At 70.3% G+C, this 10,644-nt stretch carries 12 protein-coding genes; 4 read left to right on the top strand and 8 right to left on the bottom strand.

Going from position 1 to position 10,644, the window contains the following annotated elements:
- Nucleotides 1–145: 145 nt before the first annotated feature.
- The 5 genes from AB0M47_RS40025 to AB0M47_RS40005 all read right to left on the bottom strand — a co-directional run bounded on the left by AB0M47_RS40025 (nucleotide 146) and on the right by AB0M47_RS40005 (nucleotide 4,945).
- Complete coding sequence (locus AB0M47_RS40025; protein ID WP_363423549.1) at nucleotides 146–826, bottom strand: phosphotransferase; 681 nt, start codon at nucleotides 824–826, stop codon at nucleotides 146–148.
- Nucleotides 823–1,608 (bottom strand): tryptophan synthase subunit alpha, encoded by a 786-nt coding sequence (gene trpA / locus AB0M47_RS40020; RefSeq protein WP_363423547.1) that lies wholly within the window; start codon nucleotides 1,606–1,608, stop codon nucleotides 823–825. The genes AB0M47_RS40025 and trpA overlap by 4 nt, the downstream gene beginning before the upstream one ends.
- Nucleotides 1,605–2,813 carry a tryptophan synthase subunit beta gene (trpB, locus tag AB0M47_RS40015; RefSeq protein ID WP_363423545.1) on the bottom strand — a complete coding sequence of 403 codons (1,209 nt, stop codon included), beginning with the start codon at nucleotides 2,811–2,813 and terminating at the stop codon, nucleotides 1,605–1,607. The genes trpA and trpB overlap by 4 nt, the downstream gene beginning before the upstream one ends.
- Before the next feature lie 94 nt (nucleotides 2,814–2,907).
- Nucleotides 2,908–3,750, bottom strand: a complete 843-nt coding sequence (trpC, locus tag AB0M47_RS40010) for an indole-3-glycerol phosphate synthase TrpC (RefSeq protein ID WP_363423543.1) — start codon at nucleotides 3,748–3,750, stop codon at nucleotides 2,908–2,910.
- Nucleotides 3,751–3,868: 118 nt separating this feature from the next.
- Nucleotides 3,869–4,945 (bottom strand): hypothetical protein, encoded by a 1,077-nt coding sequence (locus AB0M47_RS40005; protein ID WP_363423541.1) that lies wholly within the window; start codon nucleotides 4,943–4,945, stop codon nucleotides 3,869–3,871.
- A gap of 200 nt (nucleotides 4,946–5,145) precedes the next feature.
- Here AB0M47_RS40005 and AB0M47_RS40000 point away from each other — a divergent pair, with 200 nt between their 5' ends.
- A complete protein-coding gene (locus AB0M47_RS40000) occupies nucleotides 5,146–5,355 on the top strand; it encodes a hypothetical protein (RefSeq protein WP_363423539.1) in 210 nt (69 codons plus the stop codon).
- A gap of 278 nt (nucleotides 5,356–5,633) precedes the next feature.
- Here the strand turns inward: AB0M47_RS40000 and AB0M47_RS39995 are convergent, their stop codons facing one another.
- The 3 genes from AB0M47_RS39995 to hisI are packed head-to-tail and all read right to left on the bottom strand — an operon-like array spanning nucleotide 5,634 to nucleotide 7,755.
- The gene (locus tag AB0M47_RS39995) at nucleotides 5,634–5,891 is read right to left on the bottom strand and encodes a hypothetical protein (RefSeq protein ID WP_363423537.1); all 258 of its coding nucleotides are present in this window, start codon (nucleotides 5,889–5,891) and stop codon (nucleotides 5,634–5,636) included.
- On the bottom strand, nucleotides 5,888–7,405 hold the full coding sequence (locus tag AB0M47_RS39990; protein WP_363423535.1) for an anthranilate synthase component I: 1,518 nt from the start codon (nucleotides 7,403–7,405) through the stop codon (nucleotides 5,888–5,890). Before AB0M47_RS39990 ends, AB0M47_RS39995 begins: the two co-directional genes overlap by 4 nt.
- Nucleotides 7,405–7,755, bottom strand: a complete 351-nt coding sequence (gene hisI, locus AB0M47_RS39985; protein WP_253761646.1) for a phosphoribosyl-AMP cyclohydrolase — start codon at nucleotides 7,753–7,755, stop codon at nucleotides 7,405–7,407. The genes AB0M47_RS39990 and hisI overlap by 1 nt, the downstream gene beginning before the upstream one ends.
- A gap of 110 nt (nucleotides 7,756–7,865) precedes the next feature.
- Here hisI and AB0M47_RS39980 point away from each other — a divergent pair, with 110 nt between their 5' ends.
- From AB0M47_RS39980 to AB0M47_RS39970, 3 genes are all read left to right on the top strand, one after another.
- Nucleotides 7,866–8,609 (top strand): ABC transporter ATP-binding protein, encoded by a 744-nt coding sequence (locus AB0M47_RS39980; protein WP_253761645.1) that lies wholly within the window; start codon nucleotides 7,866–7,868, stop codon nucleotides 8,607–8,609.
- On the top strand, nucleotides 8,606–9,334 hold the full coding sequence (locus AB0M47_RS39975; protein ID WP_363423532.1) for an ABC transporter permease: 729 nt from the start codon (nucleotides 8,606–8,608) through the stop codon (nucleotides 9,332–9,334). The genes AB0M47_RS39980 and AB0M47_RS39975 overlap by 4 nt, the downstream gene beginning before the upstream one ends.
- Nucleotides 9,335–9,398: 64 nt before the next feature.
- Nucleotides 9,399–10,001, top strand: a complete 603-nt coding sequence (locus AB0M47_RS39970) for a TetR family transcriptional regulator (RefSeq protein WP_363423530.1) — start codon at nucleotides 9,399–9,401, stop codon at nucleotides 9,999–10,001.
- Nucleotides 10,002–10,644 lie beyond the last annotated feature (643 nt).

Genomic DNA, 10,644 nt, shown 5'->3' with positions numbered 1-10,644 from the left:
GTTGATCATGGAGTTTCCAGTGATGACACACCGGCGACACCACAGTTAACTCCATGATCAACGCGTAGGTCCATGATCAACGCGGGGAGCGAGCGGCGAGCGAGCGAGCGGTCAGCGAGCGGGTCAGCGAGCGGCGGCGAGCGGGTCAGCGAGCGTTGTAGAGAGCGAGGTACCGAGCAGCCAGCGCAGGCTCCGGCGAGACCCCGTACGCCGAGAGGAAGACGTCGGCGTACCCGGGCCCCATGTTGTACGGCTGTTCCAAGCTGTTCAGCGCGACGGCCAGGTCGAGCCACCGGTCGGCGACGCAGAGGTCGCCGAGGTCGATGTACCCGGTGACGACGTCGCCGGTGAGGAACGCGTTCGGCAGGACGTAGTCCCCGTGGCAGACGACGAGGTCGGCGTCCGGCGGCAGGTCCGGGAACCAGAACGGGCACTCGTCCACCGGCACGGTGTCGTGGAAGAAGCGCAGTCCTCGGGCGAACGCCGTGACCAGCGCGACCGGGTCCGCCGCCCGCAGCGGATGCACCGAAGCGTCCACTCCGGACAGTTCGGCGGTCATGAGCCAGTCGTGGTCGCCGTCGCTGCCGAACTCCACCACTTCGGGGACCCGGACCCACGGTAGGGCCCAGCGCGTACGCAGGGCTTCGTCGTGCAGCCGCCCCGTCGACGGGGTGAGCTTGACGTATCGGACGGAGTCGTCCGGGCCGGTCAGCCGATACGTCGGCCGTCCGGCCTCCCACTCGTACACCTTCTCGGCGTGCCATTTGGCGTACCGGTCGGCCAGGTCGTGGACCGGCAACGGCTCGCCGAGCCCACGGCGGCTCACGACGCGCGTGCGGACCGGACGCCTGCCGCCAGCTCCACGGTCAGGGCGCGCAGCGAGGCCAGGGTCGGGTCGTCGGCCACCGCCTTCACCAGGGCGCTCCCGACGATCACGCCGTCGGCGTACCGGCCGACCTGCGCGGCCTGCGCCCCGTCGCGTACCCCTAGGCCCACCCCGACCGGCACCGGAGAGTTGGCCGCCTTGACCCGCGCGACCAGCTCGGGAGCCGCGTCCGAGACGGCGTCGCGCGCCCCCGTGACGCCCATGACCGCGGTGGCGTAGACGAACCCACGGCAGTGGGCGACGGTCATCGCGATGCGCTCGTCGGTCGACGAGGGCGAGACCAGGAAGATCCGGTCGAGCTTGTGCTCGTCGGAGGCGGCCAGCCAGTCCTCGGCCTCGTCCGGGATCAGGTCCGGGGTGATCAGGCCCGCGCCGCCCGCCGCGGCCAGGTCGCGCGCGAAGGCGTCGACGCCGTACCGGTCCACGGGGTTCCAGTAGGTCATCACGACCACCGGCACGCCCTTGCCGGTCACGGCCTCGACCGTGGCCAGCACATCTTTGGTACGCACACCGCTCGCGAGCGCTCGCTCGGTGGCCCGCTGGATCACCGGTCCGTCCATGACCGGATCGGAGTAGGGCAGGCCGACCTCGACGAGGTCCACGCCGGAGTCGATCAGGGCGTGGACGGCGTCGATGCCGCCCTGGACGGTCGGGAAGCCCGCCGGCAGGTAGCCGACGAGCGCCGGACGACCCTCAGCCAGGGCCTTGTCGAAGAGGCTCACACCGTCTCCCCGGTGAACAGGCCGAAGTACGCCCCGGCGGTGTGCATGTCCTTGTCGCCGCGTCCGGAGAGGTTGACGACGATCGTGGCGGGCCGGCCCAGCTCGGCCGACAAGGTGGGGGCGATCCGCAACGCACCGGCGAGCGCGTGCGCGCTCTCGATCGCCGGGATGATCCCCTCGGTCCGGCAGAGCAGCGCGAACGCGTCCATCGCCTCGGCGTCGGTCACCGGTTCGTAGGTCGCCCGGCCGGTGTCGTTCAGCCAGGCGTGCTCCGGTCCGACCGCCGGGTAGTCCAGCCCGGCCGAGATCGAGTGCGACTCGATGGTCTGCCCGTCCTCGTCCTGCAGCAGGTACGTCCGGGCGCCATGTAGAACGCCGGTCTCGCCGGCGGTGATGCTCGCCGCGTGCCGCCCCGTCTCGAACCCGTCGCCGCCGGCCTCGAAGCCGTAGAGGCGGACCGACTCGTCCGGGATGAACGCATGGAACGCGCCGATGGCGTTCGAGCCGCCGCCGATGCAGGCGGCGACCGCGTCCGGCAGCCCACCGGTCAGTGCCAGGCACTGCTCCCGGGCCTCGACGCCGATGCCGCTGACGAAGTCACGCACCATCGCGGGGAACGGATGCGGCCCGGCGGCCGTGCCCAGCAGGTAGTGGGTGGAGTCCACATTGGTCACCCAGTCGCGCAGCGCCTCGTTGATGGCGTCCTTGAGCGTCCGCGACCCGTGGGTCACCGGGATGACGGTCGCGCCGAGCATCTTCATCCGCGCCACGTTCAGCGCCTGCCGCTCGGTGTCGACCTCACCCATGTAGACGACGCATTCGAGATCGAGGTACGCCGCCGCGGTGGCGCTCGCGACGCCGTGCTGGCCCGCGCCCGTCTCCGCGATCACCCGCGGCTTGCCCATCCGCTTGGTGAGCAGCGCCTGCCCGAGCACGTTGCGTACCTTGTGCGCGCCGGTGTGGTTGAGGTCCTCCCGCTTGAGCAGGATGCGGGCGCCCGCCTGCTTCGACAGCCGGGTGGCGTCGAACAACAGCGACGGCGTGCCGGCGTACTCGCGGAGCATCCGGTCGAACTCCCCGGTGAACTCCGGGTCGGCCATCGCCTTGCGATAGTGCGCGTCCAGCTCGTCCAGGGCGGCGACCAGCGCCTCCGGCACGAAACGGCCGCCGTACGGGCCGAAGTGCCCCCGCTCATCGGGCTGCATCTCTACTTACCCCCATCCCGTTGATCATGGAGTTAACTGTGGTTTCAACGGCGCGTCGACACCGGAAACTCCATGATCAACGCAGGTCTGCCGGTTAGCGGGCGGGGCGCGGCGTCGCCGGGTGGTTACCGGCGTTGACCAGTTCGGCCACCGCTTCCCGCGGGCTCTTCTGCGTGACGAGACCCTCTCCGACGAGGACGGCATCGGCGCCGGCGCTCGCGTATCGGATCAGGTCCAGCGGGCCGCGTACGCCCGACTCGGCGATCTTGACGACGTGATTCGGCAGGCCGGGCGCGATCCGCTCGAACACCGAACGGTCGACCTCCAGCGTACGCAGGTCCCGGGCGTTGACACCGATGACGCGGGCCCCGCCTTCGAGCGCGAGGTCGGCCTCCTCCTCGGTGTGCACCTCCACGAGGGCGGTCATCCCGAGGGACTCGATCCGCTCCAGCAGCCCGACCAGCACCTTCTGGTCCAGCGCGGCCACGATCAGCAGGACGAGGTCGGCGCCGAACGCCCGCGCCTCGTGCACCTGGTACGTGGAGACGATGAAGTCCTTGCGCAGCACCGGGATGTCGATCGTGGCCCGGACGGCCGCCAAGTCGTCCAGCGAACCACCGAACCAGCGGCCCTCGGTGAGCACGCTGACACAGCGTGCGCCGCCCGCGGCGTACTCGCCGGCCAGCTCGGCCGGGTCGGGGATCTCAGCGAGCGCTCCCTTGGACGGCGACGACCGCTTCACCTCCGCGATGACGCCCACGCCGGGTCGGCGGAGTGCGGCGTACGCGTCGAGCGGCGCCCGTGCCGCTTCCGCCCGCCGCCGGATCTCCTCCAGCGGAACCTCATGCTGACGTGCCTCGACGTCCTCCCGGACGCCGGCGATGATCTCGTCGAGAACGCTCCCCGTCACCTGCGTTTTCCCATCTCCAGGTGCCATGGGTGGATGCTAGGCGGCGAGATGTCGGCCTCGGACTCGGGGGTATGGCGCGCACCACCGAATGGAATGGTGCATAATGCCGGGCCGCCCCCGTGACGGCCCGGCGAGAACTCCCAGCTCAACTCTGTCGCAGGGCTGGCATCGGGATCGGGATCGCATAGAAGGTCGCCCCCGCGCCCATCCCTCCCTCACACGTGTTCGGCGGCTGAGTCGTGACGCCCCGCGTCGATGGCTTCTCGGCGGCCCAGAACATGTACCCGAGGAGACCGGCGGTCGTTCCGGCCCCCTTCGGGGCGGCCGTGGTCAGCCACGAGCCGGTGCTGTTCTGCAGCGAGCCGGCGAAGTTGGTGCACTCCGGGCGGACCTTGCTCCCCTCGGCGACGTAGAGACCGCCGGTGAACTTCGCCGGAGCCAGCGGGAGCACCGGCGGCGAATAGGTCGGCTTGCCGTCGAGGTGCTCCTGCCAGTTGGCGATCGCGCTGGAGGTCGACGGCTGACGGGCCGGCACCATCGCGTTGGCCCAGTCGAGCACCGGGGTGTCGGTACGCAGCCAGTCGGCGGTCGCCTTGCGGTTGAGGTCGATCAGCCAGCGGTCCCCGGCGGCCGTGTCGATGGTCAGCCGGGCGGTCGGATCGGTCCCGGCCGCGTTGTACGGGTGCACCGCCCGGTACGCCGTGATGAAGTTCTGCAGCTGGGCGAGGTTCGGGTTGGAGTTCTGCTCGTAGTCGATCTCGATGCCGACGCCGAGCTGGGTAGCCACCGCCGCCGCCCGCTGCCCGAGCAGCGTCCCGTTCTCGGCCAGCGCCGCGTCCCATTCGTCGGTGTAGGTGATCCCGCCGATGGACAGCATCACGCGTACGCCGCGCGAGGTGAAGTAGTTGACGATCTCCGGCGTCATCCCCCGGGGTACGCCGTTCAGCGTGGCCGTGTCGGTCGTCTGATGCAGGAGCTTGAGCGGCTCGACGAAGCTCAGGACCACCAGGTTGACGCTGGGCCGCCCGTCACCCCGGTCGATCAGCCAATGGTTCTTCGAATCGAACTCGGCGACCGTGCGGACGGTGCCCCAGATACAGGCGTCGTCGCTGCAGTGCCAAGCCCCGTAGATCTGCGGCGGGGTGCCGGCCGCCTGAGCCGGGACCGGCGCGGCCAGCATCCCCACGGCTACCGCGAGGACGAATGCGAGCAACCTTCTCATGGAAAGAAACTTAACTACTTGACTACGACAGCGGCGCTCGGCCGATCGAGCGAGCCACTTGTCACGACGGTGACACGAATCGGAAATCCGCAGCGTAGAAGGTATGTCCCAGAACACTTGAGACGCCCGGCACGTTGAGATGCGTTCATGGCCTCGGGTGACCAGAATGGTCGACGGGCATTCGTCAGGAGGCGGTCGTCATGTCCACAATCGCACCCGAACGGGACATCACCGCGGTTCCGCGCGCCGTCATCACGTTCAGCGCCCGGCTGCTGGGCCAGCTTCAGCGCGCGCTGACCGACGAGAAGGTAGTCGCCACCGCACAGAGCAACGCCTGGGACGCCGTGTGCGCCGACCGGGCGCGCGCGGCCGAACGGGCCGACCTGCGCGCCCGCCTCCGCCGCCCGTAGCCCCCGCGCCGCAGCTCCCCGCTACGCCGCGCCCCCGCCACGCCGCCGCGCCCCCGCTACGCCGCGCCACCGCGCCGCTACGCCGCCCGCCCGACGCGCCGTTGATCATGGAGTTTCCGGTGTCGACACACCGCCGAGACCACAGTTAACTCCATGATCAACGCGGAAAAGGGCGGGCCAACGCGGAAAAGGGCGGCGAACGCGGAGGGCGGAAAAGGGCGGAGGGCGGAAAAGGGCGGAGGGCGGACGGGAAGGGCGGGAGAAGGGGAAGGTGCGGGTCAGGGGGCGGTGGGGTCTTCGCCTCGGTCTACCGCGTCCCACAGTTCCTTCGACGACTCCGGCTTCGACGGCTCACCTGAGGACGGCGGTGCCGTGGACGATCGGCCCGATGGCCGGATGCGTGGCCACAGGAGCAGGGCCAACGCACCGGCGAACACCGCCAGCGCCACTGGGCGTACCCATGAGGCGATCTTGTCCCCGGCGAGCCAGATGACGCCCGCGGCCACGACCACGACGAGCAGTACGCGGTTCTTCATCGCGCGGCCCGCAGGGTCTGCGCGGCGGCGATGGCCGACAGGACCGCCATCGCCTTGTTGCGGGTTTCCTGTTCCTCGGCGGCGGGGTCCGAGTCGGCGACGATGCCCGCCCCGGCCTGGACGTACGCCCGCTGCTCCCGGATGAGCGCGGTGCGGATGGCGATGGCCATGTCGAGGTCGCCGCCGAAGCCGAAGTAGCCGACCGTGCCGCCGTACAGGCCGCGCCGCGTCGGTTCGAGGTCTTCGATGATCTCCATCGCACGGACCTTCGGCGCGCCGGACAGCGTGCCGGCCGGGAAGGTCGCGCACAGCGCGTCGAAAGCCGACTGTTCGGGGCGCAGTTCGCCGGTGACCGTCGAGACGATGTGCATGACGTGACTGTAGAACTCGATCGTGGCGAACTCCGGCACCTCGACCGTGCCCGGTCGGCAGACCCGGCCCAGGTCGTTGCGCCCGAGGTCGACGAGCATGACGTGCTCGGACCGCTCCTTGGGGTCGGCGATCAGCTCGTTCGCCAGCCGCGCGTCGTCCTCGGCGGACACGCCCCGGGGCCGGGTGCCCGCGATGGGGTGCAGCATCGCCTTGCCGGTCGCGGTGACCTTCAAGTGCGCCTCCGGGGACGACCCGACGATGTCGAAGCCGTCGTACCGCAGCAGGTACATGTAGGGGCTCGGGTTCGTCGTCCGCAACACCCGGTAGACGTCCAGCGCGTCGGCCTCGCACTCGGCCTCGAACCGCTGCGCCACCACGATCTGGAAGCAGTCGCCCGCGCGGATCGCCTCCTTGGCGGCCTCGACCGCCTTCGGGAACTCACCGTCGGGCGTACGGCTGCGCAACGCGGGCGCGCCCACGCCGCGCACGGTCGAGACCAGGGGTGGTGTCGGCCGCGACAAAGCCGTCGTCATCGCGTCCAGCCGGCCCACCGCCATGTGGTACGCCGCCCGCACATCCGCTTCAGTGCCGTCCGCGGGGAGAACCGCGTTCGCGATGAGAATCGCGGCTCCGGCGTAATGGTCGAGCACCACCAGGTCGGTCGCGAGCATCAGGCCCAGCTCGGGCAGGTGCAGGTCGTCCTCGGCGAGGCTGGGCAGCCGTTCGAGCCGCCGGACGAAGTCGTAGCCGAGGTAGCCGACGAGCCCACCGGTCAACGGCGGGAGATCGTCGTCGAGGTGATCGTGGCCCAACGCGGCCAGGGTGGCCCGCAGGACGTCGAGCGGATCGCCTTCGCTGGGCAGGTCGGCCGGGGGCGTACCGAGCCAGACGGCTTCGCCGTCCCGTTCGGTGAGCGTGGCCAGCGAGCGTACGCCGATGAAGCTGTAGCGCGACCAGGCCGCACCGGCGGCGGGCTCGGCCGATTCGAGCAGGAAGGTGCCGGGGCCGCCGCCGAGCTTCTGGTAGACGCCGACAGGGGTCTCGCCGTCGGCGAGCAGCCGCCGGGCGACGGGGAGCACCCGTCTTCCCTGCGCCCGCTTCTCGAAGTCGTCGAGATCCGGGGTAACGGCACCAGACAGCATCAGGCCCCCAACGGCAGTTCGGTGAAGAAACACGTCGGCGCACCGGTGTGGCAGGCCGCTCCGACCTGCTCGACGTCGAGCAGCAGCGCGTCGCCGTCGCAGTCGAGCCGGACGGCCTTGACGTGCTGCACGTGCCCGGAGGTCTCCCCCTTGACCCAGTACGCCTGGCGGCTGCGCGACCAATAGGTGGCACGGCCGGTCCGGAGCGTACGCGCCAACGCCTCGTCGTCCATCCAGGCCAGCATCAGCACCTCACCGGTGTCGTGCCGCCGGGCGATCGCGGCGACCAGCCCGTGCTCGTCGCGTTTGAGCTGCTGGGCGATGGCTGGGTCGAGGGTCGAGTCGGGCATCCCACGATTCTCCCGCGCCGTGTCGGCAACCCGAAACAGGGGTTCACTTGACCACTCTCCGGAACTCATCTAGCGTTGAATTCAACGGACAATGAAATCTGGGAGGAACGATGATCGAGGTCAAAGACCTGGTGGTGGACCGCGGCAAACTGCGGGTGCTCGACGGCTTCAGCTGCTCGGTCCCCACCGGCAGCATCACCGGGCTGCTCGGCCCGAGCGGCTCCGGGAAGACCACGCTGATGCGGGCCGTCGTCGGCGTGCAGCTCGTGCGGAGCGGCACGGTGACCGTGCTCGGCCAGCCCGCCGGGTCGGCCACGCTCCGGCACAAGATCGGCTACCTCACCCAGGCCCCCAGCGTGTACGCCGACCTGACCGTCCGGGAGAACGCGCGGTACTTCGCCGCCCTGCATGGGCTCGACAGCGCGCACGCCGATCAGGTGGTCGTCGACGTCGGTCTGGGCGGCGCGGCGACCCAGCTCGTCGGCGACCTCTCCGGCGGCCAGCGCAGCCGCGCCTCCCTGGCGTGCGCGCTGGTCGGCAAGCCGGAGATCCTGGTGCTCGACGAGCCCACGGTCGGGCAGGACCCGGTGCTGCGGGACGAACTGTGGGCCCGTTTCCGGCAACTCGCCGTAGACGGCGCCACCGTGCTGGTCTCCAGCCACGTGATGGACGAGGCCAACCGGTGCGACCGCCTGCTGCTGATCCGGCGGGGCGAGCTGATCGCCGACGACACCCCGGCGGCGGTCAAGGCATCCGCCGGCACCGAGGACCTCGACCAGGCGTTCCTGACGCTCATCCGCCGCCACGGCGACGCGCTGGAGCAGGGCGGTCTACCGGCAGGAGAAGAGCGATGACGCTGCTGCACACCACCGCTCGGATCCTCCGCCAACTGCGCCACGACAAGCGCACGATCGGTCTGCTCGTCGTGGTTCCGACGCTGCTGCTCACGTTGCTGTACTTCATGTACGACAACCAGGAGATGGTCTTCGACCGGGTGGCGCTGATCATGCTGGGGCTGTTCCCCTTCATCATCATGTTCCTGGTCACCAGCATCGCGATGCTCCGGGAACGGACCACCGGGACGTTGGAACGGCTCCTGACGACCCCGCTGCGCCGAACGGACCTGCTGTTCGGCTACGGGATCGCGTTCGGCGTCGCCGCCGCGATCCAGGCGACGATCGCCAGCGCGTTGGCGTACTGGCTGCTCGATCTCGACACTGCGGGCAGCCCGGCGCTGGTCATCCTCATCGCGGTCACCAACGCCGTCCTCGGCGTGGCGCTCGGCCTGCTGGCCAGTGCGTTCGCCCAGACGGAGTTCCAAGCCGTCCAGTTCATGCCGGTCGTCGCCCTGCCCCAGATCCTCCTGTGTGGACTGTTCGTCCCGCGGGATCAGATGGCGGGCTGGCTTCAGGCGATCAGCGACGTCATGCCGTTGACGTACGCCGTCGAAGCGCTCCAAGAGGTGGGCGCGAACGTGGATGCCACCTCGACGATGTGGCGTGACCTCGGCGTCGTCGCCGGAGTCGTGGTGCTGGCCCTCGTGCTCGCCTCGATGACCCTGCGACGGCGTACGCCCTGACCGGATCGGCCGCGCGGCCTCCCGGCGGGTGGTCGCGCGGCCCGGCTTAAGGTGGATCATCGTGATGGCGAAGAGGACGGGCCGCCGCCCGGGCAGCCCGGACACGCGAGAGGCGATTCTCGCGTCGGCGCGACAGGCGTTCGCCGAACGCGGCTTCGACGGCGCGACCGTACGCCAGATCGCCGCCGGAGCCGAAGTCGATCCGGCGCTGGTGCACCACTACTTCGGCTCCAAGGAACAGCTGTTCCTCGACACCATGAAAGTCCCCATCGACCCGCGTACGCTCATCGACGGAATCACGACGGCGGGAGTCGACCACGTCGGCGAGACGCTGATCCGGGCCTTCCTGCGGGTATGGGACTCCCCCGCCGGCGGCATCGGAGTAGCGCTGATCCGTTCCGGAGTGACCAACGAGATGGGCGCGCGCCTCCTCCGGGAATTCCTCCAGACGCAGATCCTGCGACGAGTCGTCAAACAGCTCGACCTCGACCCGGCCGAAGCGCCGATCCGGGCCGCCCTGATCGCCTCGCAACTCGCGGGGCTGGCGATGATGCGTTACATCATCAAGCTCGAACCCCTCGCGAGTGCGGCGGTCGACGACCTGGTTGCGATGTTCGCCCCCACGATCCAGCGGTACGCCACGGGCCCGCTCCCCGCTCCCCGCTAGCGCTCGCTTCGCTCCCGCTCGCTCCGCTCCCCGCTCGCTCCGCTCTCTTGCTCCGCGCTACGTCTCCCCCACTGCGTCTCCCTCGCGTTGCGTCTCCCCCCGCGCCGCGTCGCGCCCTACGCCGCGTCGCGCCCTACGCCGCGTTGCGTCCTCCCCGCGTTGCGTCTCCCCCGCGTCGCGTCTCCCCCCGCGTCGCGTCTCCCCCCGCGTCGCGTCTCCCCCGCACTGCGTCTTGCTCCGCGCCGCGCCCTTTCACGCGCGCTCTACTCCACGACGCGCCCGCTAGGAGTCCGCCGCCCGCTTCGCGCTGCCGGCGACGCTTCGCCTTTCACCGCGCTGCATGCCACCCGCGCCGCGCTGGCGACCGAACCTTCACCGCGCCAACGGTGGGCCTGGGTGATCTCCGGAACGCCAACTACCTGATCTTGAGCGTGATACGTGCGTCACCGTCCGGAGATCACACCGCAACGCGCGAGCACCGCCCGCCACGCGCGAGCACCGCCCGCGACTCGCGGGCACAGGCCCCGACCCGTGAGCACGGCCTGCGACGCGCGAGCACCGCCCGCCACTCGCCAGCACCGCCCGCGACTCGCGGGCACGGGCCCCGACCCGTGAGCACGGCCTGCGACGCGCGGGGGATCGG

This window comes from Hamadaea sp. NPDC051192, assembly GCF_040682475.1.
Lineage (GTDB): Bacteria > Actinomycetota > Actinomycetes > Mycobacteriales > Micromonosporaceae > Hamadaea > Hamadaea flava.
The sequence above is the reverse complement of the archived record's forward strand: the minus strand, read 5'-3'. Positions and strand labels throughout refer to the sequence as shown.